Origin of the sequence: Sabulicella flocculans (genome assembly GCF_045449635.1) — a bacterium.
GTDB lineage: Bacteria > Pseudomonadota > Alphaproteobacteria > Acetobacterales > Acetobacteraceae > Roseococcus.
Map to the genome: position 1 here is coordinate 344133 of NZ_JBJJBR010000001.1, position 24182 is coordinate 368314.

At 72.4% G+C, this 24182-nt stretch carries 24 protein-coding genes and 3 tRNA genes; 16 read left to right on the forward strand and 11 right to left on the reverse strand.

What is annotated here, in order from left to right; genetic code table 11:
• Positions 1-8 precede the first annotated feature (8 nt).
• The 6 genes from dprA to ruvX are packed head-to-tail and all read right to left on the reverse strand — an operon-like array spanning position 9 to position 4806.
• A complete protein-coding gene (gene dprA, locus ACI6QG_RS01735; protein ID WP_407022832.1) occupies positions 9-1073 on the reverse strand; it encodes a DNA-processing protein DprA in 1065 nt (354 codons plus the stop codon).
• The gene (gene plsY / locus ACI6QG_RS01740; protein WP_407022833.1) at positions 1070-1666 is read right to left on the reverse strand and encodes a glycerol-3-phosphate 1-O-acyltransferase PlsY; all 597 of its coding nucleotides are present in this window, start codon (positions 1664-1666) and stop codon (positions 1070-1072) included. The genes dprA and plsY overlap by 4 nt, the downstream gene beginning before the upstream one ends.
• Entirely contained in the window at positions 1663-2928 is a 1266-nt protein-coding gene (locus ACI6QG_RS01745) for a dihydroorotase (RefSeq protein ID WP_407022834.1), read from the reverse strand. The genes plsY and ACI6QG_RS01745 overlap by 4 nt, the downstream gene beginning before the upstream one ends.
• Complete coding sequence (locus ACI6QG_RS01750; RefSeq protein ID WP_407022835.1) at positions 2925-3374, reverse strand: GNAT family N-acetyltransferase; 450 nt, start codon at positions 3372-3374, stop codon at positions 2925-2927. Before ACI6QG_RS01750 ends, ACI6QG_RS01745 begins: the two co-directional genes overlap by 4 nt.
• Positions 3371-4324 carry an aspartate carbamoyltransferase catalytic subunit gene (locus ACI6QG_RS01755; RefSeq protein ID WP_407022836.1) on the reverse strand — a complete coding sequence of 318 codons (954 nt, stop codon included), beginning with the start codon at positions 4322-4324 and terminating at the stop codon, positions 3371-3373. The genes ACI6QG_RS01750 and ACI6QG_RS01755 overlap by 4 nt, the downstream gene beginning before the upstream one ends.
• On the reverse strand, positions 4321-4806 hold the full coding sequence (gene ruvX / locus ACI6QG_RS01760; RefSeq protein WP_407022837.1) for a Holliday junction resolvase RuvX: 486 nt from the start codon (positions 4804-4806) through the stop codon (positions 4321-4323). The genes ACI6QG_RS01755 and ruvX overlap by 4 nt, the downstream gene beginning before the upstream one ends.
• 40 nt (positions 4807-4846) lie before the next feature.
• Here ruvX and gatC point away from each other — a divergent pair, with 40 nt between their 5' ends.
• From gatC to gatB, 3 genes are read left to right on the forward strand one after another with little or no spacing between them, the layout of a single operon-like run.
• Positions 4847-5140 carry an Asp-tRNA(Asn)/Glu-tRNA(Gln) amidotransferase subunit GatC gene (gatC, locus tag ACI6QG_RS01765; protein WP_407022838.1) on the forward strand — a complete coding sequence of 98 codons (294 nt, stop codon included), beginning with the start codon at positions 4847-4849 and terminating at the stop codon, positions 5138-5140.
• Complete coding sequence (gene gatA, locus ACI6QG_RS01770) at positions 5137-6591, forward strand: Asp-tRNA(Asn)/Glu-tRNA(Gln) amidotransferase subunit GatA (RefSeq protein ID WP_407022839.1); 1455 nt, start codon at positions 5137-5139, stop codon at positions 6589-6591. Before gatC ends, gatA begins: the two co-directional genes overlap by 4 nt.
• Positions 6588-8027, forward strand: a complete 1440-nt coding sequence (gatB, locus tag ACI6QG_RS01775) for an Asp-tRNA(Asn)/Glu-tRNA(Gln) amidotransferase subunit GatB (RefSeq protein ID WP_407022840.1) — start codon at positions 6588-6590, stop codon at positions 8025-8027. The genes gatA and gatB overlap by 4 nt, the downstream gene beginning before the upstream one ends.
• A gap of 969 nt (positions 8028-8996) precedes the next feature.
• Here the strand turns inward: gatB and ACI6QG_RS01780 are convergent.
• The 3 genes from ACI6QG_RS01780 to ACI6QG_RS01790 form a co-directional block, all read right to left on the reverse strand.
• Positions 8997-9473 (reverse strand): hypothetical protein, encoded by a 477-nt coding sequence (locus ACI6QG_RS01780; RefSeq protein ID WP_407022841.1) that lies wholly within the window; start codon positions 9471-9473, stop codon positions 8997-8999.
• 226 nt (positions 9474-9699) lie between these two features.
• Positions 9700-9791 (reverse strand) — tRNA-Ser (locus tag ACI6QG_RS01785).
• Between the two features lie 69 nt (positions 9792-9860).
• On the reverse strand, positions 9861-10493 hold the full coding sequence (locus tag ACI6QG_RS01790) for a glutathione S-transferase family protein (RefSeq protein ID WP_407022842.1): 633 nt from the start codon (positions 10491-10493) through the stop codon (positions 9861-9863).
• 64 nt (positions 10494-10557) lie between these two features.
• On the opposite strand from ACI6QG_RS01790, the gene ACI6QG_RS01795 reads away from it, so the two are divergent.
• Positions 10558-10860, forward strand: a complete 303-nt coding sequence (locus ACI6QG_RS01795) for a TM2 domain-containing protein (RefSeq protein ID WP_407022843.1) — start codon at positions 10558-10560, stop codon at positions 10858-10860.
• Between the two features lie 11 nt (positions 10861-10871).
• The gene (locus ACI6QG_RS01800) at positions 10872-11132 is read left to right on the forward strand and encodes a hypothetical protein (protein ID WP_407022844.1); all 261 of its coding nucleotides are present in this window, start codon (positions 10872-10874) and stop codon (positions 11130-11132) included.
• A gap of 20 nt (positions 11133-11152) precedes the next feature.
• On the opposite strand, the gene ACI6QG_RS01805 is transcribed toward ACI6QG_RS01800, so the two are convergent.
• Positions 11153-11227, reverse strand: a tRNA-Asn gene (locus tag ACI6QG_RS01805).
• Between the two features lie 96 nt (positions 11228-11323).
• Positions 11324-11397: transfer RNA gene (locus ACI6QG_RS01810), tRNA-Cys, on the reverse strand.
• Between the two features lie 106 nt (positions 11398-11503).
• On the opposite strand from ACI6QG_RS01810, the gene ACI6QG_RS01815 reads away from it, so the two are divergent.
• The 11 genes from ACI6QG_RS01815 (at position 11504) to ACI6QG_RS01865 (ending at position 24182) form a co-directional block, all read left to right on the forward strand.
• Complete coding sequence (locus ACI6QG_RS01815) at positions 11504-12184, forward strand: protein-L-isoaspartate O-methyltransferase family protein (protein ID WP_407022845.1); 681 nt, start codon at positions 11504-11506, stop codon at positions 12182-12184.
• A gap of 67 nt (positions 12185-12251) precedes the next feature.
• Positions 12252-13628, forward strand: coding sequence for a TolC family outer membrane protein (locus tag ACI6QG_RS01820; RefSeq protein WP_407022846.1), 1377 nt, complete (start codon positions 12252-12254; stop codon positions 13626-13628).
• Positions 13625-14191, forward strand: a complete 567-nt coding sequence (locus ACI6QG_RS01825) for a DUF2497 domain-containing protein (protein WP_407022847.1) — start codon at positions 13625-13627, stop codon at positions 14189-14191. Before ACI6QG_RS01820 ends, ACI6QG_RS01825 begins: the two co-directional genes overlap by 4 nt.
• A 39-nt stretch (positions 14192-14230) precedes the next feature.
• Positions 14231-16879 carry a valine--tRNA ligase gene (locus tag ACI6QG_RS01830; protein ID WP_407022848.1) on the forward strand — a complete coding sequence of 883 codons (2649 nt, stop codon included), beginning with the start codon at positions 14231-14233 and terminating at the stop codon, positions 16877-16879.
• Between the two features lie 31 nt (positions 16880-16910).
• Complete coding sequence (gene ilvD / locus ACI6QG_RS01835) at positions 16911-18632, forward strand: dihydroxy-acid dehydratase (RefSeq protein WP_407022849.1); 1722 nt, start codon at positions 16911-16913, stop codon at positions 18630-18632.
• Between the two features lie 65 nt (positions 18633-18697).
• Positions 18698-19810: a glycosyltransferase family 2 protein gene (locus ACI6QG_RS01840; protein ID WP_407022850.1), complete on the forward strand. Its 1113-nt coding sequence runs from the start codon at positions 18698-18700 to the stop codon at positions 19808-19810.
• The gene (locus ACI6QG_RS01845; RefSeq protein WP_407022851.1) at positions 19807-20346 is read left to right on the forward strand and encodes a class I SAM-dependent methyltransferase; all 540 of its coding nucleotides are present in this window, start codon (positions 19807-19809) and stop codon (positions 20344-20346) included. The genes ACI6QG_RS01840 and ACI6QG_RS01845 overlap by 4 nt, the downstream gene beginning before the upstream one ends.
• Before the next feature lie 12 nt (positions 20347-20358).
• Entirely contained in the window at positions 20359-21360 is a 1002-nt protein-coding gene (locus ACI6QG_RS01850) for an NAD-dependent epimerase/dehydratase family protein (RefSeq protein ID WP_407022852.1), read from the forward strand.
• An 83-nt stretch (positions 21361-21443) separates the two neighbouring features.
• Positions 21444-22325: a flagellin gene (locus ACI6QG_RS01855; RefSeq protein ID WP_407022853.1), complete on the forward strand. Its 882-nt coding sequence runs from the start codon at positions 21444-21446 to the stop codon at positions 22323-22325.
• A gap of 113 nt (positions 22326-22438) precedes the next feature.
• Positions 22439-22771: a flagellar biosynthesis regulator FlaF gene (locus ACI6QG_RS01860; RefSeq protein ID WP_407022854.1), complete on the forward strand. Its 333-nt coding sequence runs from the start codon at positions 22439-22441 to the stop codon at positions 22769-22771.
• 4 nt (positions 22772-22775) lie between these two features.
• Entirely contained in the window at positions 22776-24182 is a 1407-nt protein-coding gene (locus ACI6QG_RS01865; RefSeq protein ID WP_407022855.1) for a methyltransferase domain-containing protein, read from the forward strand.

A 24182-nucleotide genomic window follows, 5' to 3' on the forward strand; every position in this document is an offset into this window, starting at 1 on the left:
GGGGTCCTTCAGGGCAACCGCGCCACCCGGTTGCCGGGCAGCGATTCGACCCGCCCCGCCAGCTCCAGCTCGGTCAGCAGGGCGGCGAGTTCGGGGCGCGATAGCTGGCAGCGCCGTCCCAACTCGTCAACCATCATCGGCACGGGGCCAAGCATTTCAAGCACTTGCGCGGCCCCGTCGCCCGGCGGAGCAGGGTCCTCGGCCGCCGCGCGCGGGATGTCGGGGAAGGGCGCCAGTGGCAGGGCGGGCCGGGGCAGGGGGGCTTCCGGCAGGTGCAGCAGCACGTCCTCCGCCGTCTCGGTTAGGGTGGCGCCCTGGCGGATCAGCTCGTTGGCGCCGCGCGAGCGCGGGTCCAGCGGGTGGCCCGGCACGGCGAACAGGGTGCGCCCGTTCTCCACCGCCAGCCGCGCGGTGATCAGGGTGCCCGAGGCCAGCGCCGCCTCCACCACCACCACGCCGAGCGACAGCCCGGCGACGACGCGGTTGCGGCGCGGGAAATGGCGGGCCAGCGGGGCGGTGCCCAGCGGCGCCTCGCTCAGCACCAGCCCGCCTTCCTCGGCGATGCGGCGTTGCAGGCGCTCGTTCTCCCGCGGGTAGGGGCGGTCCAGCCCGCCGGCGATGCAGGCGATGGTGGTGCCGGTGCGCAGCGCGCCGACATGCGCCGCGCCGTCGATGCCGCGCGCCAGGCCGGAGATGACGGCGATGTCCTTCAGCGCCAGCGCCTCGGCCATCTCCTCCGCCAGCCGGCAGCCGGCGGCGGAGGCGTTGCGCGCCCCCACCAGCGCCACCCCGCGCCGCCCCAGCGCCGCGAGGTCGCCCTCGGCGGCCAGCACCAGCGGCGCGTCCTCCAGCAGGGCCAGCAACGGCGGGTAGCCGGGGTCGCCCAGGAACAGCAGCCGGGCGCCGCGCTTCTCCAGCAGGGCCATCTCGCGCTCGGCCTCGCGGGCCGGGGCGGCGCGCGGCCCCAGCGCCGCCAGGGCCGCCGCGGCGCTGCCGTGGCGGGCCAGCAGGCGGCGGTGCAGGGCGGGGCCGACGCCTTCGGTACGCGCCAGCCGCAGCCGGTCCTGCGTCACTCCTTGCGCCCGATGCGCGGCTCCGTCCCGGCCATCAGGCGCTTGATGTTGGCCTCGTGCCGGCCAATGACGTAGGCGCCGGCCACGGTGACGGCGGTGGCCGAGACGGGGTCCAGCAGGAACCAGGACGAAGCGGCCCCCGCCGCCATCGCCGCCATCGCGCCGACGGAGGAGATGCGCGAGACGGCCGCCGCCGCCAGCCAGGCCAGGGCCGCGACGGCGAAGACCGGCCAGCCCAGCCCCAGCATCACCCCCAGCGCGGTGGCCACGCCCTTGCCGCCCTGGCCCTGCAGCCAGGGTGGGTGGCAATGGCCCAGCACCGCCGCGAGCGCGGCGAAGGGCGCCCAGTTCCAGCCCAGCAGCGCGCCCACCAGCCACACCGCCAGCGTGCCCTTCAGCGCGTCCAGCAGCAGCGTGGCGGCCGCCAGCCCCTTGCGCCCGGTGCGCAGCACGTTGGTGGCGCCGATGTTGCCCGAGCCCACATTGCGGATGTCGCCCAGCCCGGCCCAGCGCGTCAGCAGCAGGCCGAAGGGAATGGAGCCGAGGAAGCCGGCGCCCAGCGTGGCGAAGCCGCCAGCGAGGATGTCGTTCATCCGAACACGCGCCTTCCGTTCTTCCAGGTGCCGATCACCTTGCCCTCCAGCGCCCTTCCGTCCCACGGGGTGTTCTGCGCCTTGCCGGGCATCTGGCCGGCCTTGACCTGCCAGGCGCGGCCGGGCTGGAACAGGCACAGGTCGGCCGGCGCGCCCACGCGCAGCGCCCCGGCCTCGATGCCCAGCAGGGCGGCGGGGCGGCAGGTCAGCAGGGCCAGCGCCTGGACCAGCGTCAGGTCGCCGCCATGCACGCGGGCCAGCGTCACCGCCAGCAGCGTCGCCAGCCCGGTGCCGCCGGCCGCCGCCTGGGCGAAGGGCAGGCGCTTGTCGTCGGCATCCTGCGGCGCGTGGTCGGAGGCGATGGCATCCACCGTGCCGTCGGCCAGCGCCGCCACCACCGCCTGCCGGTCCGCGTCCGAGCGCAGCGGGGGCGAGAGCTTGGCGTAGGTGCGGAAGCCGCCGATGGCGGTCTCGTTCAGGTCGAAATAGGGCGGCGCGGTGTCGCAGGTCACGCGCAGCCCCTCGGCCTTGGCGGCGCGGACCAGGTCCAGCGCGGCGCCGGTGCTGACCTGGGCGAAGTGGACGTGCCCGCCGGTCAGCCGCGCCAGCGCGATGTCGCGCGCCACCTGGATGGCCTCGGCAGCCGCCGGGCTGGCGGGCAGGCCCAGGCGGGTGGCCAGCTCGCCCTCCGTCGCGGCGCCGGCGGCCAGGCTCGGTTCCTCCGGGTGCTGCACCACCATCATGCCGAAGGCGCGCGCGTAGCTCAGCGCCAGGCGCATGCTGCGCGCCGAGGCGATGGCGCGGTTGCCGTCGGAGAAGGCGACCGCCCCGGCCTCGCGCAGCAGGCCGAACTCCGCCATCTCCTTGCCGGCGCAGCCCTTGGTGGCGGCGGCCACCGGCAGCAGGGTGACGGAGCGCGTGGCCTCGCCTCGCCGCGCCAGCCACTCCACCAGGGCCGGGTCATCCAGCGCCGGGTCGGTGTCGGGCGGCACGGCCATGGTGGTCACGCCGCCGGCGGAAGCGGCCTGGGCGGCGGAGGCGATGGTCTCGCGGTGCTCGGCGCCGGGCTCGCCGACCCGCGCGCGCAGGTCCACCAGCCCGGGGCACAGCACGGCGCCGCCGGCGTCCAGCACCTCCGCCCCCTCGGCCGGGGCGCCGGACAGCGCGGCGATGCGGCCGTCCTGCACCAGCAGGGCGCCGGGCGCGTCCAGGCCGCTGGCGGGGTCCAGCAGGCGGGCATTGGTGATGAGCAGCGCGCTCATGGCAGGGGCTTCTCCATCCACACGCGCGTGCCGACCTCCTCGTGCTCCTCCCGGCGCGTCTCCGCGAAGCCCAGCCCTTCGTAGAGGGCGAGGTTCGAGGCCATGCGGGCATTGGTGTACAGGCGCAGCACCCGGTGCCCGCGCGCCCGCGCCTCCTGCTCGGCGAAGGCGATGAGCTGGCGGCCCAGCCCGCGCCCCTGCGCGCCGGGGCGCACCGCCACGTTGTCCAGCAGCAGCGCGTCCGGCTTCTCCTCCAGCACGCACAGCGCGTCCTCGCCCAGCAGCCATGCCTGGCCGGCGGCGACGCGGGCGGCGAAGTCGTCGCGCATCGGGGCGGGCTCGCGGCCCATCACCGCCACCCAGCGCGCGTAGGCGGCGCGGGTGATGTCGCGCAGCAGGGTCTCGTCGCCGGCACGGGCGCGGCGGACGCCCTCGGCGGGGTTCACGCGTTCCTCCGCAGCCGGCGCGCCAGCACGTCCAGCACCGCCATGCGCACAGCCACCCCCATCTCCACCTGCTCGCCGATCACGCTGCGCGCCGGGTCGTCGGCCACGGCGCTGTCGATCTCCACGCCGCGGTTCATCGGGCCGGGGTGCATCACGATGGCGTCGGGCTTCGCCACCGCCAGCTTCGCGGCATCCAGGCCGAAGAAGCGGAAGTACTCGCGGCTCGACGGCACCAGGCCGCCGGTCATGCGCTCCTTCTGCAGGCGAAGCATCATCACCACGTCGGCGTCGGCCAAACCGGCGCGCATGTCGTGGAACACCTCCACGCCCAGCCGGGCGCATTCCGCCGGCATCAGGGTGGGCGGGCCGACCACGCGCAGCCGCGCCCCCATGGCCGAGAGCAGGTGGATGTTGGAGCGCGCGACGCGCGAATGCAGCACGTCGCCGCAGATGGCCACGACCAACCCACGCAGGTCGCCCTTGCGGCGGCGGATGGTCAGCGCGTCCAGCAGCGCCTGGGTCGGGTGCTCATGCGTGCCGTCGCCGGCGTTGATGACGGCGGCGTCCACCTTCTGCGCCAGCAGGGAGGGGGCGCCGGACTGCCCGTGGCGCACCACCAGCAGGTCGGTCTTCATGGCGTTGAGCGTCGCCGCGGTGTCCAGCAGCGTCTCGCCCTTGTTCACGGAGGAGGTGGAGACGGACATGTTGACGATGTCCGCCCCCAGCCGCTTGCCGGCCAGTTCGAAGGAGGTGCGGGTGCGGGTGCTGTCCTCGAAGAACAGGTTGATGAGGGTGCGGCCCTTCAGCAGGTCGCGCTGCGTCTTGCCCTGGCGGTTGAGCAGCGCGTAGCTCTCCGCGAGGTCCAGCAGGCCGGAGATGTGGGGCGGTTCCAGCCCCTCGATGCCCAGCAGGTGCCCGGCCGGCAGGAGGGGGAAGGAGAAGCCGCTCATGGCCCGGGGTTGTAGCCGCGGGCGGCGGTGGCATCCAAGGCCCCTTGCAGCATCCATGCCGCGGCCGCCGAATCCACTGCCTGGGCGCGCTTCTTCCGCGTCAGGTCCGCCTCCTGGATCATCGCGCGGTTGACGGCCGCCGAGGACAGGCGCTCGTCCCACAGCGCCGCCGGCAGGCCCAGCGCGGCGGAAAGGTCCCTGGCCCAGTCGGTCGCGGCCTGGGCGGCCGGGCCGCGGGTGCCGTCCATGGAGAGCGGCAGGCCCACCACAAGCCCGCCCACGCCATTGGCGGCGATGAAGGGGAGGAGGGCGGCGGCCATCCTGCCCAGCTTGTCGCGCTTCAGCGCCGGGGCGGGGGTGGCCAGCATCAGCCCCACATCGGTCAGCGCCAGGCCCACGGTGCGGCTGCCCAGGTCCAGCCCCAGCAGGCGCGCGCCGGGCGCGAGGCTTGCGCGGAGGTCCGCCATGGATAGAAGGGGCATGACCGGGCTGATGCCCCCCCTTGGACGGAATTGCAAACCCATGTCGCTGGACGCCGAGACGGTGCGGCGCGTGGCCCGGCTGGCCCGGCTGCGCGTGGTTGACGCCGACATCCCCCGCCTGACCGACGAGATGAACGGCATCCTCGGCTGGGTGGAGCAACTGCAGGCGGTGGACACCGAGGGGGTGGAGCCGCTGGCCGGCGGCAACCCAGGCGGCGCCAGCCTGCCCTGGCGCGAGGATCGCGTGACCGATGGCGGCATGGCGGATGCGGTGCTGGCCAACGCGCCCGACCGCCAGGGCGACTGGTACGGCGTGCCGAAGGTGGTGGAATGAGCCTGACCGACCTGACCATCGCCGGGGCGCAGCGCGCCCTGCGCGCCGGCGAGACGACGCCCCTGGCCCTGGCCGAGGCGCACCTCGCGGCGATCGAGCGCGTGAACCCGCGGCTGAACGCCTTTGTCACGCTGCATGGCGAGCGCACGCTGGAGGCCGCCCGCGCCGCCGACCCGCGCCTGCCGCTGGGCGGCATCCCGCTGGGGCTGAAGGACATCTTCTGCACCGAGGGCGTGCGGACCACCGCGGGGTCGCGCATCCTCGGCAACTTCGTGCCTCCCTACGAGAGCACGGTGACGGCGAAGCTGCGGGCGGCCGGCGCGGTGAGCCTGGGCAAGCTGAACCTGGACGAGTTCGCCATGGGCTCGACCAACGCCAATTCCATGCACGGGCCCTGCGTGAACCCGTGGTCGCCCGCGGGGCGGGACCTGGTGCCGGGCGGCTCGTCCGGCGGTTCGGCGGCGGCGGTGGCGGCGCGGCTGGCGCTGGGCGCCACGGCGACGGATACCGGCGGCTCCATCCGCCAGCCGGCGGCCTTCTGCGGCGTGGCCGGCATCAAGCCGACCTACGGGCGCTGCTCGCGCTGGGGCATCGTCGCCTACGCGTCCTCGCTGGACCAGGCCGGGCCGATGGCGCGCACCGTCGAGGACTGCGCGCTGCTGCTGCACGAGATGGCGGGCCATGACCCGAAGGATTCCACCAGCGCCGACGTGGCGGTGCCGGACTTCGCCGCCGCCTGCGCGCGCTCGGTGAAGGGGCTGCGGATCGGCGTGCCGGGGGAATACCGGCCCGAGGGCCTTTCGCCCGAGATCGCGGCGGTGTGGGACCAGGGGCTGGACTGGCTGCGCGAGGCGGGGGCGGAGATCGTGCCGGTGTCGCTGCCGCACACGAAGCACGCGCTGGCCACCTACTACATCGTCGCGCCGGCCGAGGCGTCCTCCAACCTCGCGCGCTACGATGGCGTGCGCTTCGGGCTGCGGAAGCTGCACCAGGGCGGCAACCTCAACGACCTGTATGAGGAAAGCCGCGCGGCCGGCTTCGGCCAGGAGGTGCAGCGGCGCATCCTGATCGGCACCTACGTGCTCAGTGCCGGCTACTACGACGCCTATTACCTCAAGGCGCAGAAGCTGCGGGCGCTGATCCGCCGCGACTTCGACGAGGCCTGGCGCTCCTGCGACGCCATCCTGGCGCCGGCCACGCCCACGGCGGCGTTCTCGCTGGCCGAGCAGCCGGACGACCCGGTGACCATGTACCTGAACGACGTCTTCACCATCACCGCCAACCTGGCCGGCATCCCGGGCCTGGCGCTGCCGGCCGGGCTTGCCGCCGCCGGGCTGCCGCTGGGCCTGCAGCTGCTGGGGCGGCCCTTCGAGGAGGAGACGCTGTTCGCCCTGGGCAGCGCGATGGAGAAGGCGGCGAAGTTCACCCACAAGCCGGGGATCGCGGCATGAGCTACACGATTGACGGCTGGGAGCTGGTGATCGGGCTGGAGGTGCATGCCCAGGTCACCTCGCAGGCCAAGCTGTTCAGCGGCGCCGCCACCGCCTTCGGCGCCGCGCCCAACAGCCAGGTGAGCTTCGTGGACGCCGGCATGCCGGGGATGCTGCCGGTCATCAACGGCGAATGCGTGGCCCAGGCGGTGCGCACCGGCCTGGGCCTGAACGCCCAGATCCACCTGTGGTCCCGCTTCGACCGCAAGAACTACTTCTACGCCGACCTGCCGCAGGGCTACCAGATCAGCCAGTTCGCCCACCCCATCGTCGGCAAGGGCGAGGTGGAGATCACCCTGGCGGACGGCACCACCAAGGCCATCGGCATCACGCGGCTGCACCTGGAGCAGGATGCCGGCAAGTCCCTGCACGACCAGCATCCTTCGAAGTCCTTCATTGACCTGAACCGCTCCGGCGTCGCGCTGATGGAGATCGTCTCCGAGCCCGACCTGCGCTCGCCGGAGGAGGCCGGCGCCTACCTCACCAAGCTGCGCCAGATCATGCGCTACCTGGGCACCTGCGACGGCAACATGGACGAGGGCTCGCTGCGCGCCGACGTCAACGTCTCCGTCCGCAAGGCCGGGGAAGGGTTCCGCACGCGCTGCGAGGTGAAGAACGTCAACTCCATCCGCTTCGTCATGCAGGCGGTGGAGGCCGAGGCGCGGCGCCAGATCGAGGTCTGGGAATCCGGCGGCACGGTGGAGCAGGAGACGCGGCTGTTCGACACCGCGCGCGGCGTCACGCGCTCCATGCGCTCCAAGGAGGACGCGCATGACTACCGCTACTTCCCCGACCCCGACCTGCCGCCGCTGGTGCTGGACGCCGCCTGGGTGGAGTCGCTGAAGGCCGCCCTGCCGGAACTGCCGGATGCCCGCCGCGCCCGCTACGTCGCCATGGGCCTCTCGCCCTATGACGCGCATGTGCTGACGCTGGAGAAGGACACGGCGGTCTTCTTCGAGGAGGTGGCGCAGGGCCGCGACGCCAAGCTGGCCGCCAACTGGGTGACGGGCGACTACTTCGCCGCGCTGAACCGCCTGAAGCGCGACGTCTCCGACAGCCCGGTGAGCGCCCGCCACCTCGGCCGCCTGCTGGACCTGATCGCCGATGGCACCATCAGCGGCAAGATCGCCAAGGACGTGTTCGAGATCATGCTGGAGGCGGATGCCGATCCCGCCGCCATCGTGGAGGAACGCGGGCTGAAGCAGGTGCGCGACACCGGCGCCATCGAGGCCGCCGTGGATGCCGTCATGGCCGCGAATGCCGACAAGGTGGCGGAGTTCCGCGCCGGCAAGGACAAGCTGTTCGGCTTCTTCGTCGGCCAGGTGATGAAGGCGATGCAGGGGAAGGGCAACCCTGCCCTGGTGAACGAGGTGGTGAAGGCGAAGCTGGGGGGCTGAGGCCGCCCGGCCTCGCCGTGGGTCGCGGGTGGGGGAGGGAACTGGCGGGGCGTAGTTCACTGGGAATGAACGGTCTCTGCGATCGCGGATGGCCGGGTGGTCACGCTGCGCGCGCTCTTGGCGTGGATTGTGCGCCAGGCCAGCGCGGCCACGCTCGACGCCATCCGCTGCGGCTGTGGTGCCGCCGCTACCGTGCGCGAATAGCTCTGCCACCGTCGAGAACCGCATCGCCGTACGAGACACTTGGATCAGTGCACAGGGCTCGAACGCGTGTGCCCGGATACCGGATGACCGTCGCGAGTATGAGGGCGGACCTGCACGGCGCCACCTGTTGCGGTGCTCTCGCGCTCCGATCTGCCGCCGCCATCGATCCGACGACGATACGTGCTGAAATGCTCTGCCTCGTCGATCTTGGACCAGTTGTTCGGCGACCAGTCGGCCAACGTCGAACCCTCTGACCAATATCTCGCCTCACGCCAGTACGGACTGTTCCCACGTCCGGACCCGCCCGTGGTCTCGATGGCACGCTCCATCAAAGAGCGGACGCGCATGACTACATCTTCAGTGGAACGCGCCCGAGCCCCTATTCCCACTGCCAGAAGGTTGTTGTGACGATCCATCCTGCGCGCCGCAGGCAGGTTGCTTGGAGCGATAGGTCTGTCGCCAAGAATTGTGCGCAGCATCGCTTCGGTGCTGGCCCACTCATTCCGTTCAGCCATCGCTGCGGCAAGCAGAGGACCCGCGCGGCGTGACAGTTCCGCAACTCCAATGAGATGGCGGTAGGCATCTGCTGGTCCCTGGTCCTGCCCGGGCAGCCGCGACGCCGCGGCTTCGTCGTTGGCAAAGTCGCGCACTTGCGCGGCGATCGCGCGCAGACGCGCAATCCTGCCCAAGCTTGGGCTGGGATCATCCCTAGCTTCATCCTTTCAGGGGGTAGGTTGCGATCGCCGGCGTCAGCCGAACTCGGACTCAGTGTCGCCAAGTACCGCCGTAGGAGGCAGGTCGATGGTTGATGCAGGCGCTGGCGCGCGGCCCTTCCTCAGCAAAGCGAACCGCCACGTCGCACTGACTTTGCGCGATGAGATCGACGTCGAACTGGAAAACCTTCGTCTCAGCACTGTGACCGACGCGGTATCGGATTTCGGCTTGTTGGCGGCCTTCACGTGCCGACATCGTCGCCCCGGATATTGTCCCGCGGCTCAATGGGCTAGGGATCGTGTAGCTCCTATCGGAAGCTTCCTCGCTCAGGCGCGCGTTTTCACCGAAACGAAAAGCGACGATCCGGACCTCATCTGGCCGCTCTCCAACAAAGGAGAAAACCGCGGCCCCATGGTCGGAGAGGGGATCCTCGAAAATCAAAACCAGGATGTCCCAGGCGGGGCGCGCGACGATGGCCAGGAGTCCGGCGACGCAAAGGCCGAGCAGCAATCGCTTCTGCACCCTCAACAGGCATGGCTCCGCCGATGACGCCCACCCCCTATTCCTATTTTGTTCTTTATGTCAACAAGCTTATGAGATCCATCGTGCGTGCCGTTTGGGCACTGTGCTGCGCCCGTCGCGGCTGGGCTTCGACAAGCGGTCCCTCGAAGATTTTCGCGCGGATTTGATGGTTTCCCGAGGGGCAACGCGAACCGGAGCGAAAAGCAGCGTAGCGGCGCGAAATTCTGCGAACTGGCGGAGGGGAGGGGATTCGAACCCCTGAGAGGGGATTAACCCTCTAACGATTTAGCAAACCGCCGCCTTCGGCCACTCGGCCACCCCTCCGCAGGAGTGGAAAGTCATCACGGCGTATGCCCGGCCCTGATACAGGCCCGGGCCCCCGGCGTCAAACCGTCACCCCAGGGAAACCTCGAAGCCGCGGCGCACCGCAGGGCGGTCCATCATCCGCGCGTACCACGCGGCCACGTTCGGCAGGTCGTCGAACGGCACCTGGTGGCGTTCGTGCCGCCAGGCCCAGCCGAGGATGGCGAAGTCGGCCACCGAGGGCCCGTCCGCCGTCGCCACGAAGTCCCGGCCGGCCAGCCGCCGGTCCAGCACGCCATAGAGGCGCTTGGTCTCGGCGTGGTATCGCGCGAGGCCGTAGTCGCGCGCCGGCCCCTCGGGCTGCATCAGGAAGTGGTGCACCTGGCCGGGCATCGGGCCGAAGCCGCCCATCTGCCACATCAGCCATTCCAGCACCGGCACCCGCGCCCTCAGGTCCGCCGGCAGGAACTTCCCGGTCTTCTCCGCCAGGTAGAGCAGGATGGCGCCGCTCTCGAACACGGTGATGGGGGCGCCGCCCGGGCCGTCGGGGTCCACGATGGCGGGGATGCGGTTGTTGGGGCTGAAGGCCAGGAAGGCGGGGTCGAACTGCTGGCCCTTGGTGATGTCCACCACCTTCACCTCGTAGGGCAGGCCCATCTCCTCCAGGGCGACGCTGATCTTGCGGCCGTTGGGCGTGTTCCAGGTGTGCAGCGCGATCGTCATCGGGACGTCTTCCTTGGGGTGGGGCGATTCCCCATATGCTACGGGCAACCAACGAAGGTCCCAAATGCCCCCGTCCGACGACGCCGTCGCGCGCATGCGCTTCGAGGCCGGCCGCAAGTCGGTCCTCCTGGCCTACCTGATCTGGTTCTTCCTGGGCTACGGCGGGGTGCACCGCATGTACCTGGGCAAGTGGGGCTCCGGCCTGGCGATGCTGGCGATCTTCGCCGTCTCCTGGGTGCTGATGCCCATCCTGATCGGCTGGCCGATCTTTGCCGTCATCCTCATCTGGTGGCTGTTCGACGCGTTGTTCATCCCGGGCATGGCCCGGCGCGCCGACGAGCGCCTGATCGACCACCTGCGCCGCTGAAAGGACGCGACATGGCAGACATCAAGATCGAGATCGAGGGCGACAGCGAGGAGGCCGTGGCCCTCGCGCTGCTGAAGCTCATCATGGAGAACGAGGAGGACGGCGAGATGGACCGCGGCTGGATCCTCGAGACCTACTCCGCCTGCCTCGCCACCGTCCGCGGCGCCCTGATCCTCGATGCCGACGAGGGAGAGGAGGGCGACGAGGAGGACGACCTGGAGGACGAGGAGATGGAGGAGGATGACGACGACGCCGGCCCGGTGAAGGGCTGAGGCGCGGAAAGGGGAGGGGATGGCTCCGGCGGTTGGATTCGAACCAACGACCAACGGATTAACAGTCCGCTGCGCTACCGCTGCGCCACGCCGGAACATCGCGGTGCCGGGCGTATAGCCCGGCCCCGCGGACCCCGCAACCGCCCCCGGCTCACTTCCGTGCGGCGACGACGGGCGTAGGGAAGGGTGGATGGAGGTCCCGGGCGGAATCGAACCGCCGTGGAGGGTTTTGCAGACCCTTGCCTGACCACTCGGCCACGGGACCACCTGGGCGCAGCGTATCGGGCAAGCGCGCCGCAGGGTCAAGCCGCGCGGCTTTGCGGCGGCGGCGGGCGCGCCTATAACCGCGGCGAACGGAAGGCAGGCTGCTGATGACGCTCGCGGCGACGATGGTGCAGGATTTCGAGGCGGCGCGCCGCATGATGGTGCTGGGCCAGCTGGAGCCAAACACGGTGAACGACCCCCTGCTGCTGCGCGCGATGGGCGAGGTCCCGCGGGAGCGCTTCCTGCCCGCCGCCCTGGCCGCCCGCGCCTATGCCGACGAATCCACGCCCCTGGCCCCGGGCCGCGCCCTGCTGCAGCCCATGGTGCTGGGCCGGCTGGTCCAGGCCCTGCTGCCGCAGCCGGGCGAGCGCGCGCTGGTGCTGGGCGCCGGCACCGGCTACGGCGCCGCCGTGCTGGCCGCCATGGGCCTGGTCGTCACCGCCGTGGAGGAGGAGGCCGCCCTGGTCGAGGCCGGCCGCGCGGCGCTCGATTTCGCCCTGCCCGCCAACCGGCCCGAGCTGCACGCGGCCAACCCTGCCCAGGGCTGGCCCGCCGGCGCCCCCTACCGCGTCATCCTGGTGGAAGGCGCGGTCGAGACCGTGCCGGAGGCGCTGTGGACGCAGCTGGGCGAGGGCGGGCGCGCCGCGCTGGTCCGCGCCGGCAAGGGCATGAAGGGCCGGGCCAGCCTGTTCCGCCGCGCCGGCGGCACCGTTTCCGAGGTGCCGTCCTTCGACGCCGCCGCCCCCCTGCTGCCCGCCTTCGCCGCGCCGGCGGGGTTCCGCTTCTGAACCCGCCGGTGGCGCCCGGACGCCCCGGCGGCTATCCTTCACCGACTGCCCACGGAGTCCCACGCGGATGCGCCTCAGCCCGCTGAACATCGGCCTTGCGGTGGCCCTGCTCGCCGCCCCCGCCGGCGCGCAGACCTTGCAGGAGGCGCTGGCCCAGGCCTACGCCAACAACCCCACCCTGCTGGCCGCCCGCGCCCAGTTGCGCGCCACCGACGAGAACGTGCCCCAGGCCCTGGCCGGTTGGCGGCCCACCGTGGTGGTCTCCGGCTCCTACGGCGTCACGGACACGCGCGCCACCGCGGCCAACACCGGCACCGTCATCGCCGGCCAGCGCAGCCCGACGGCGGCCACCGCCAGCCTGACGCAGCCGCTGTTCCGCGGCGGCCGCACCGTGGCCCAGACCCGCCAGGCCGAGAACACCGTGCTGGCCCAGCGCGCCCGGCTGCTGGCCACCGAGCAGCAGGTGCTGGGCGACGGCGTGAACGCCTACATCGGCGTCATCCAGCAGGGCGAGTTGCTGCGCCTGAACATCAACAACGAGCAGGTGCTGGGCCGCCAGCTGCAGGCCACCAACGAGCGCTTCCGCGTCGGCGAGATCACCCGCACCGACGTGGCGCAGGCGGAATCCCGCCTGGCCGGCGCGCGCTCCGCCCGCACCCAGGCCGAGGGCAACCTGCAGATCGCCCGCGCCACCTTCCAGCGCGTGATCGGCGAGCAGCCGGGCCGGCTGACCAACCCGCAGCCGCTGAACCTGCCCGTGCGCTCGGCAGCGGAGGCGCAGGCGGCGGCGCTGGCCAACAACCCCACCGTGGTCGCCGCGCTGTTCGCCGCCGCGGCGGCGCGCGACAACGTGGACGTGCAGATCTCCACCCTGCTGCCGCAGCTCTCGGCCAACGCGCAGGCGTTCCGGCAGACCGACGTCTCCGCCGCCATCCAGCGGCAGACCGGCGGCCAGGCCACCCTCCAACTTTCCGTGCCGCTCTACCAGGGCGGGGCGGAGCACGCGCTGGTGCGCCAGGCGCGGCAGACCGCGCAGCAGACCCGCCAGCAGGTGGACGAGGCGCGCCGCTTCGCCGCGCAGCAGGCGGCGCAGGGATGGGAGCAGCTGCGCTCCGCCCGCGCCACCGTGGACTCCGTGCGCGCGCAGATCCGCGCCGCCGAGATCGCGCTGGACGGCGTGCAGCGCGAGGCCATCGTCGGCTCGCGCACCACGCTGGACGTGCTGAACGCCGAGCAGGAGCTGCTGAACGCCCGCACCAGCCTGGTGAACGCGCTGGCGACCGTCGTCACCGGCTCCTACACCCTGGCCGGCGCCATCGGCCGGCTGACGGCGCAGGATCTTGGCCTGCCGGTCGAGATCTACGACATGCGCGCCTACTACGCGGCGGTGCGCGACCGCTGGGTGGGCCTGGGCGACTACTCCGCCGTGGCGGTGCGGCGGTGAGCGGCGCCGCCGCGCCGGGCGCGCCCGAGCCCTCGATGGAGGACATCCTCGCCTCCATCCGCAAGATCCTGAACGAGGACGAGCCGGCGCCCGCCGCCACGCCCGCCCCGGCCCCCGCCCCAGCCTCCGTGGAGGAGGAGGAGCCGGACGCGCTGGTGCTGACGCCGGAGATGATGATCGCGCCCCCCGCCGCGGAAGCCGCGCCGCCGGAGCCCGAGCCGCCGCCGGTGCTGCTCGCCCTCGCCCCCGAACCGCCGCCCGCCCCCCCGCCGCCGCCCGAGCCGGAGCCCGCGCCCATGCCCGAACCCGCCGCCGCGCCGCCGCCGCCCGCCGACGGCCTGATCGCCCCCGCCGCCGCGGCCGCCGCCGCCGCCGCGCTGGGCCAGCTGTCCCGCGCCGTGGCGCAGGAGCGCGGGGCCGCCGTCTCGCGCAACGGCCCCTCCATCGAGGACGTGGTGCGCGAGGAGCTGCGGCCGCTGCTGAAGGAATGGCTGGACGCCCACCTGCCCGCCACCGTCGAGCGGCTGGTGCGCGCGGAAATCGAGCGGGTGATGAGCCGCTGACACCTTGACGGCGGGCGCGGGGCGCGGAAGGTGCGCTCCATGCTCGACAAGGCCTTCGACCCCGCCGCCCTGGAAGCCCGGCTCTACGACGCCGCCGAGGCGTCCGGCGTCTTCTCCGCCGACCCGGCGCGGGACAAGCCGCCCTTCACCGTCGTCATCCCGCCGCCCAACGTCACCGGCTCGCTGCACATCGGGCATGCGCTGAACAACACCTTGCAGGACGTGCTGGTGCGCTGGCGCCGCATGCAGGGCCGCGACGCGTTGTGGATGCCCGGCACCGACCACGCCGGCATCGCCACCCAGATGGTGGTGGAGCGCCTGCTGGCCCAGCAGGGCCAGCCCAGCCGGCGCGAGATGGGCCGCGAGGCCTTCCTGGAGCGCGTGTGGCAGTGGAAGGCGGAATCGGGCGGCACCATCACCCGCCAGCTTCGCCGCCTGGGCGCCAGCCTGGACTGGCCGCGCGAACGCTTCACCATGGATGAGGGGCTCTCGGCCGCGGTGCTGGAGGTCTTCGTGCGGCTGCACGAGCAGGGGTTGATCTACCGCGACACCCGGCTGGTGAACTGGGACCCGGTGTTCCAGACCGCCATCTCCGACCTCGAGGTGGAAAGCCGCGAGGTGAAGGGCAGCCTGTGGACGCTGCGCTACCCGGTGGAGGGCGGCGGCTTCATCGAGGTGGCGACCACGCGCCCCGAGACCATGCTGGCGGACACCGCGGTGGCCGTGCACCCCGAGGATGCGCGCTTCGCCGAACTGGTGGGCAAGCACGCCATCCTGCCGCTGACCGGGCGGCGCATCCCCATCGTCGCCGATGCCTATTCCGACCCGGAGAAGGGCACCGGCGCGGTGAAGATCACCCCCGCGCACGACTTCAACGACTACGAGGTCGGCAAGCGCCACGGTCTGCCCATGCCCTCCGTGCTGGACGTCGAGGGCCGGGTGACGCTGGCGGAAGTCGGCGGCGACAGCGCCTTCCTGCGCGGGCTGGAGGGCGTGGACCGCTTCGAGGCGCGCAAGCTGATCGTGGCGGAGCTGGAGGCGCAGGGCCTGCTGGTGGCCACGGAGGCGCACACCCACCAGGTGCCGCATGGCGACCGCTCGGGCGTGCCGATCGAGCCGCGGCTGACGCTGCAATGGTATTGCGACGCCGCGACGCTGGCCAAGCCCGCCATCGCCGCCGTCGAGGACGGGCGCACGCAATTCGTGCCCCGGCAATACGAGAACCTGTTCTTCGCCTGGATGCGCGACATCCAGCCCTGGTGCATCTCGCGCCAACTCTGGTGGGGGCACCGCATCCCGGCCTGGCACGGCCCGGACGGCACGGTCTTCGTCAAGCGCAGCGAGGCGGAGGCGCAGGAGGCCGCCCGCGCGCACTACGGCACCGAGACGCCGCTGACCCGCGATCCCGACGTGCTGGACACCTGGTTCAGCTCCGCGCTCTGGCCCTTCAGCACGCTGGGCTGGCCGGAGGACACCGCGGCGCTGCGCAAGCACTACCCGACCGACGTGCTGGTGACCGGCTTCGACATCATCTTCTTCTGGGTGGCCCGGATGATGATGATGGGCCTGCACTTCATGGACGAGGTGCCGTTCCGCCACGTGGTGATCCACGGCCTGGTGCGCGACGCCAAGGGCCAGAAGATGAGCAAGTCCAAGGGGAACGTGCTCGACCCGCTGGACCTGATTCAGCAGCATGGCGCCGATGCGGTGCGCTTCACCCTGTGCGCGCTGGCCTCGCCGGGGCGCGACATCAAGCTGGACCCGCAGCGGCTGGAGGGCTACCGCGCCTTCGCCACCAAGCTGTGGAACGCCGCGCGCTTCCTGGAGATGAACGGCGTGCGCGTGCAGCCGGGCTATAACCCGGCGCGCGCGACCGACCCGCTGGCGCGCTGGCTGCTGGCAAAGGCAGATGCGGCGATCACCGAGGCGACGGAGGCGCTGGAGCGCTTCCGCTTCGACGACTACGCCGCCACCCTCTACGGCTTCGCCTGGAACACCTACTGCGACTGGTTCATCGAGTTCGCCAAGCCGGTGCTGAACGGCCCGGACGGCGAGGAGAAGGCGCAGGTGCAGGGTGCCGCGCAGCACGTGCTGGGCGTGGTGCTGCGGCTGCTGCACCCGGTGATGCCCTTCGTGACGGCGGAGCTGTGGTCCAAGCTGGGCTACGGCGAGGCGGTGGGGCTGACCGCGGCGGCGTGGCCGCAGGCCTCCGGCGTGCGCGCGGACGGGGAGGGGATCGACCTCGCCATCGCCGCCATCGGCGCCATCCGCTCGGCGCGCTCGGCGCTGAACGTGCCGGCGGGCGCGGTGCTGCCGCTGCGCGTGTCCGGCCCCGCCGCGCAGGTGGCGACGCTGGCCGGCTTCGCGCCGCAGCTGGCGCGGCTGGCGCGCGTGGAGGCGCCGGTGGAGGGCGCGGCGGACGGACCCGGCGCCTCGGCCAGCGCGGGCGAGCTGACGCTGTTCCTGCCGCTGTCGGGCGTGGTGGACCTCGCCGCCGAGGGCGCGCGGCTGGGCAAGGAGCGCGCGCGCATCGCCGCCGACCGCGACAAGCTGGCGAAGAAGCTGGACAACCCCGGCTTCCGCGCCAAGGCCGAGCCGAGCGTCATCGAGGACACCGAGGAGCGCGTGCGCGAGGCCGGGGCCGAGCTGGCCCGGCTGGACGCCGCGCTGGCGCGCATCGCAAGCTAGACACCAGGCACACACGGGAAAGACGACGCCAATGACGCACCAGTGGGACAAGTCCAGGCTGCCGAGCCGCCATGTCAGCATCGGCCCCGAGCGCGCGCCGCACCGCTCCTACTACTACGCGATGGGCATGACGAAGGAGGAGATCGCCTCGCCGCTGGTGGGCGTCGCCACCTGCTGGAACGAGGCCGCGCCCTGCAACATCGCGCTGAACCGCCAGGCGCAGGCCGCCAAGCGCGGCGTCGCCGCCGCCGGCGCCGCGCCGCGCGAGTTCACCACCATCACGGTGACCGACGGCATCGCCATGGGCCACCAGGGCATGAAGGCCTCCCTGGTTTCGCGCGAAGTCATCGCCGATAGCGTGGAGCTGACCATGCGCGGCCATTGCTACGACGCGATGGTGGGTCTGGCCGGCTGCGACAAGACGCTGCCGGGGATGATGATGGTGATGCTGCGCCTGAACGTGCCCAGCGTCTTCCTGTATGGCGGTTCCATCAAGCCCGGGAAGTTCCGCGGCAAGGACGTGACGGTGCTCGACGTGTTCGAGGCGGTGGGCACCCATGCGGCCGGCAACATGACCGATGCCGAGCTGGAGGAGCTGGAGCAGCACGCCTGCCCCGGTGCGGGCGCCTGCGGCGGCCAGTTCACCGCCAACACCATGGCCTGCATCAGCGAGGTGATCGGCCTCGCGCTGCCGCATTCCGCCGGCGCCCCCGCGCCGGACGAGGAGCGCGACCAGTGGGCTTACAAGTCCGGCGCGCAGGTGGTGGAACTGATCAAGCGCGGCATCCGCCCGCGCGACATCGTCACCCGCAAGGCGCTGGAGAACGCGGCGCGCATCGTGGGCGCCACCGGCGGCTCCACCAACGCCGCGCTGCACCTGCCCGCCATCGCGCATGAGGCCGGCATCGACTTCCCGCTGGAGGAGGTGGCCCGGCTGATGCGCGACACGCCGCACATCGCCGACCTGAAGCCCGGCGGGCGCTACGTGGCGCAGGACGTGCACAACATCGGCGGCGTGCCGGTCATCATCAAGGCGCTGCTGGAGGGCGGGCTGCTGCACGGCGACTGCCTGACCGTGACGGGCAGGACGCTGGCCGAGAACCACGCCGAAATCGTCTTCCCGACCGACCAGGACGTGGTGCGCCCCGTCTCCAGCCCCATCTCCAGGATCGGCGGCGTGGTCAGCCTGTGCGGCAACCTGGCGCCCGACGGCGCCATCGTGAAGATCGCCGGCATGGAGAAGCTGCGCTTCGAGGGCACGGCGCTGTGCTTCGACTGCGAGGAGGACGCCTTCGCCGCCGTGGAGGCCCGCGCCTACAAGCCCGGCGACGTCATCGTCATCCGCTACGAGGGGCCGAAGGGCGGGCCGGGCATGCGCGAGATGCTGTCCACCACCTCCGCGCTCTACGGGCAGGGGATGGGCGACAAGGTGGCGCTGATCACCGATGGGCGGTTCAGCGGCGCCACGCGCGGCTTCTGCATCGGCCATGTCGGGCCGGAGGCGGCGGTGGGCGGGCCGATCGGCCTGCTGCGCAACGGCGACCGCATCGTCATCGACGCCGAGAAGGGCACCATCGACGTGGCGTTGCCGGAGGAGGAGCTGGCGAAGCGGCGCGCGGAGTGGAAGCCGCGGGCGCACAACTTCAACAGCGGCGCGCTGTGGAAGTACGCCCAGACGGTCGGCCCGGCCCGCCACGGCGCGGTGACCCAGCCCGGCGCCAAGGCCGAGACGCATGTGTATGCGGACATCTGACCGCTTAGGGTACCGTTAACCATCCGGGGTGCAGTCTGGGCGCGAAGCCCGGAGCCTGCACCCCGATGGACATTCGCCCGGCGGAAAATCCGCCACTGGTTGACGTCAACCTCCTCTTCCACGGCGCGGAAGCGACGCTGGATGAGGCCATCGCTGCCGTCGCGCGCCAGACCTGGACGCATTGGCGGCTGACGCTGCTGGATGACGGCAGCACCGATGGCGGGCCGGCCATCGCCGCGGCCTGGGCCGCGCGGGACCCTCGCATCCGCGTCAAGCGCCACCGCGCCAACCAGGGCATCGTCGGCGCCTATCGCCGCGCCTTCGTCGAGGGCGACGCCGATTTCGTGATGCCCAAGAGCGCGGACGACGTGATCGAGCCGCGCTTCATGGAAGCCCTGATGGACCGGCTGCTGGCCGAGCCGGCGGCGGCCATGTGCCACGCCGCGGCGGTCACCACCGACATGGACGGCGCCGTGCTGCGCACGGTGCCGGCGGCCACCCGGCTGGACACGCCGGAGGGCGGGCCGCTGGCGCGGGCACGACACGTCATGGCCCGCTACACCGAGGCGCCGGCCTTCTGGGGCATCTACCGCCGCGCGGCGGTGGACGCCGCCCTGGCCCCGCGCGAATGCGGCGGCTGGGACCACGCCTTCCTGGCCGACATCGCGCTGCACGGCCACATCCGCCACGTGCCGGAGGTGCTGTTCCGCCGCCGCGGCGGGCAGGCCGGCCTGTCGGTGCTGGCGCGCAACGCCGCGTTGCCCTGGTCGCGCCGCCGCGCGGCGTCCGAGGCGCTGGCGGACTTCTCCGGCATCTGCCCGGTCGCCACCTGCGTGTGGGCCCATGTGGAAACCTTTGCCCTCGCCCGGCTGCCTGAGGGCGACTGCGCCGCCCTGATCGAATCCGCGCGCGACGTGCTGGGAAGGCGGTGGGACGACCTGCTGGCCGCCGATGCGGCACGCCTGGCGGCCTTCGTTGCCGACGCCATCCCCTGGGCGATGGAACACGCCGAGGCCGGGATGCGCGGCGTGGCCACGAAGCTGCTGCTGCACCTGCTGGAGCTGACCGAGCGCTGCGCCTTCGCCGCCCCGCCCGGCCCGGCGCTGCGGGCGGCGCAGGCGGCGGTGGCGGCAGCCCTGCCGCAGGCCCGGCCCCCGGCGCGGAGGCTGGCGGCATGAAGCTGCACATCGGCTGCGGCCCCCGCGTGCTGGAGGGCTGGGTGAACCTGGACAGCGTGGCGCGCGCGCCCGGCGTGCGCACCGACCTGGACGTGCTGGCGCTGCCCTTCGCCGATGGCAGCGCGACCCACATCCTGGCCGAGCACGTCTTCGAGCACTTCGCCTTCGCGGAGGAGGAACGGCTGTGGCGGGAATGCCGCCGCCTGCTGGCGCCCGGCGGCCTGCTGGAAATCGAGGTGCCGGACTTCGAATGGGTCTGCGCCACCTTCCTGGCGGCGCAGGACGAGTTCCGCGCCTTCTACCGCACCGGCCACGCCGACCACTACTTCGGCGCCGGCCGGGACCTCGGGCAGCGCTGGTCCATCCTGCAGACCATGTTCTTTGGGAACCAGAACGGTCCGGGCCAGTTCCATCGCTCCGCCTACACCGAGGGCAAGCTGCGCGCCATCGCCGGCATGCTGGGCTTCGCCGGCATCGTGGTGGAGCGCCTGTTCAACAAGGGCGGGCAGGCGCTGCGCGCCCGCATCACCGGCTAGGGGGCGGCATCCATGAAGGTTTTCGTCAGCGGCATCGCCGGCTTCCTCGGCTCCCACCTCGCCGAGCGCATCCTGGCGATGGGGCACCAGGTGGCGGGGTGCGACACCCTGCTGGGGGGCGAGCTGCTGCACGTCCCGCCAGCCGCCGAGTTCCACCAGATGGACTGCCGCGACCACCACGCCATGCGCCGGGTGACGGAGGGGTGCGAGCTGGTGTTCCACTGCGCCGCCACCGCCTATGAGGGGCTGTCGGTGTTCTCGCCGGCGCTGGTGATGGACAACGTGGTCAGCGGCAGCGTGTCGCTGTTCTCCGCCGCCATCGCCAACGGGGCGCGGCGCATCGTGTTCTGCTCCTCCATGGCGCGCTACGGCGCAGCGCCGGTCCCCTTCGCCGAGGCGGCGACGCCGCGCCCGCAGGACCCCTACGGCATTGCCAAGCTCTGCGCGGAGGATGCGCTGCGCAACCTGTGCGCCGTGCACGGGGTGGAATGGGCGGTGGCCGTGCCGCACAACATCATCGGCCCGCGGCAGAAGTTCGACGACCCCTACCGCAACGTCGCCTCCATCATGGCCAACCTGATGCTGCAGGGCCGCGCGCCGATCATCTACGGCGACGGCGAGCAGCGCCGCTGCTTCTCCCACGTCGAGGATTGCCTGTCCTGCCTGCTGGCCATGGGCTTCGGCGACCGCGCGCTGGGCGAGGTGGTGAACATCGGCCCGGACGAGGAGTTCGTGTCCATCAACCGGCTGGCTGGCATCCTGGCGAAGCTGACCAACTTCGCCGGCGAGCCCATCCACGTGCCCGACCGCCCGCAGGAGGTGAAGCTGGCGACGTGCAGCGCCGACAAGGCGCGGCGCCTGCTGGGCTACCGCACCACCATGGGGCTGGAGGAGGGGCTGGCGACGGTGACGGACCACATCCGCAAGGTCGGCCCGCGGCCGTTCCGCTACCACCTGCCCATCGAGATCCGCAACGCACGCACGCCGCGCACCTGGGCGGAGCGCATGTTCTGACGCTCACCCTTCCTTAACCGGCAGCCGCCTAGGGTTCGCAGCCCGGCAAAGCGCCGGGGCACTCAGGCGAAGGAAAACCCCCGATGTCCCTGAACTCCGTGAACACCAACATCGGCGCGATGGTCGCGCTGCAGTCGCTCAACCGCACCAACGCGGAGATGGAGGGGGTGCAGAAGCGCATCTCCACCGGCTTCCGCGTCGCCGACTCGCGCGACGACGGCGCCGCCTTCGCGGTGGCGGAGCGCGTGCGCGGCGACATGGCGGCCACCAACACCGCGAACCAGCAGCTCGGCGGCGTGAAGGGCCTGCTGGACGTGGGCCGCTCGGGCCTCGAGAACGTCTCGGACGCGCTGGAGGACCTGCGGAACACGGTGCTGCGGCTGGGCGGCAACGACCTCACCGCGTCGCAGCGCTCGCAGTACCAGACCGCGCTGAAGGAATCGATCTCCCAGATCCGCAACTTCCTCGCGGATTCGGACTACAACGGGCAGACGATCCTCACCAACGGCACCGCCGCCGGCATCCAGACCCGGGTCAAGACGATCCGCAACGGGGAGGGCGACATCTACCAGTTCTCCACCGTGAACGTGAAGACGAACATCATCGCCCACCTCTCCGCGCTGGTGAACGGCACGGCGGCGGGCAGCCTGCTCGGCAACACCTCCACCGCCATCGCCAATGCGGTGGCGGCGCTGACGGCGGGCGGGCGCGTGAGTTCGGCCCAGACCGGGACGCTGGACGGCCTGAACGCCATCGGCGGCTTCAGCAAGTACGTGGACCGGCAGGTGACCTTCAACAAGACGCGGATGGACGCCCAGGAATCCGGCCTCGGCGCGCTGATCGACGCGGACCTCGCGAAGGAATCCGCGCGGTTGCAGGCGCTGCAGATCCGCCAGCAGCTGGGCACCCAGGCGCTGTCCATCGCCAACCAGTCGCCGCAGTCCCTGATGCGGCTGTTCCAGTAATCCGTTGACTTCCCTGGGCTGGCAGGAGGCCGCCCAGACCATTCAACTCGAAGGGCCGTGCGCCTCGACCGTCCTCCTGCGCCGCGCGCCGCCCGAATGGATGAGACGACCGCATGCTCCAGACCCGCACGCCCCCGGGCGCCGCCGCCTATTCCCGCAGCCTCACCCCGCGCCAGATGGAGGCGCAGGTGTTCTCCCGCGTCGTGCGCCGCCTGCGCGAGGCCGAACGGCCGGCCGACCGCGCCCGTGCCGGCGCCGATGCGCGCCGCCTGTGGTCTGCCGTCTTCGACCTGGTGAGCGAGCCCGCCAACCAGTTGCCGGCGCCGCTGCGGGCGCAGATCGCTTCGCTCGCCCTGGCGGTGCAGCGGGAATGCGATGGAGAAACGCCCGACCTGGGCTTCGTCGCCGACGTGACCGACGAGATCGCCCGCGGCCTGTGGGGCTGAGGCGATGAACCGCCTGCTGCCTCCCGTCATCGAGCGCCTGGCCGCTGAATCCACCCGCCTCCTCGCCGCGGGCCACGCCGCGCAAGCCTTGCCCATGCTGCGCGTGCTGGCCGACGAGGACGCCGGCGGGCATCTCCTGCTGGGCGAGGCGCTGCTGCGCCTGGAGGACGGCCCCGGCGCCCTGGCCGCCGCCGAAGCCTCGCTGCGCCACGCACCGGAGGACGCCGCCGCCCTGCTGCTCCGCGCCCAGGCGCGCCGCCTGTGCCGCGAGCCGGAGGCTGCGCTGGACGACGCCTGCCGTGCCGTGCAGGCGAGGCCGGGCGACGCGATGGGCCGCCGCGTCCTGGCCACGCTGCTTTCCGAGACCGGCCGCCACGACGAGGCGCTGTTCCTGTTCTGGGGCCTGCTGCAGCAGGATGCTGGCGCGGCCCGCGCGCGCATCGACATGGCCCTGGCGCTGTCGCGCGCCGGGCGCTTCGCCGCGGCCGAGGAACTCTACGCCCTGGTGGCCGGTGAGGCGGTGGAGACGCGCGGCCTGGGCGCGCCGCGCACCCGCAACCTGCTGTCGGCGGGCGACCCGGCCCGCGCGCTGGAAGTCGCCGACGCCGCCCTGGATTCGGAGGGGCCATCCGGCGCGCTGCACGCCTCCCGCGGCCAGGCGCTGCTGCTACTGGGGCGGGCGGAGGAGGCGCGGGACGCGTTGCGCCAAGCGCTTCGCCTGAGCCCCGAGGACGCCTTCGCTGCGCACCTCTCGGCCGCGCTGGAAGGCGGCGCGGAGGACAGCCAGCACGCCTATGCGCGCGACCTGTTCGATGGCTATGCCGACCGTTTCGAAGCATCCCTGCTGGCGCTGGGCTACCGCGCGCCGGGGCTGCTGCGCTTCGCGCTGGAGGAATTGCGCCCCGGACTGCGCGACGGCTCGGCGCGGCTGGGCCCGGTGCTGGACCTGGGCTGCGGCACCGGCTTGGCCGGCGTGGCGGTGTCCGACCGGCTGGGCGGGCCGCTGGTCGGCGTGGACCTGTCGCCGCGCATGCTGGCGGTCGCGCGCGCCAAGCGCCTCTACACGGACCTGGTGGAGGCGGAGGCCTGCGCCTTCCTGGCGGGGGAGAGCCGCGCCTTCGACGTGGTGCTGGCCGCCGACGTCTTCGTTTACTTCCGCGACCTCGGGCGCGTGTTGGCGGCCATCGGCGCCCGGCTGGCGGAGGGCGGGGTGCTCGCCTTCACCTGCGAGGCGGCGGGCGGGCCGGGCGGCATCGGCGGCAATGGCCGGTTCCGGCACGACGAAGCCGAGATTCGCGCAGCCCTGGCCGCTGCTGGCCTGGTGCCGCGCATCCTGCGGCCGGAGGCGCTGCGGCTGGAAGCCGGGGCCCCGGTGCCTGGCTGGCTGGTCGCGGCCGAGCGGGCGGGCTGA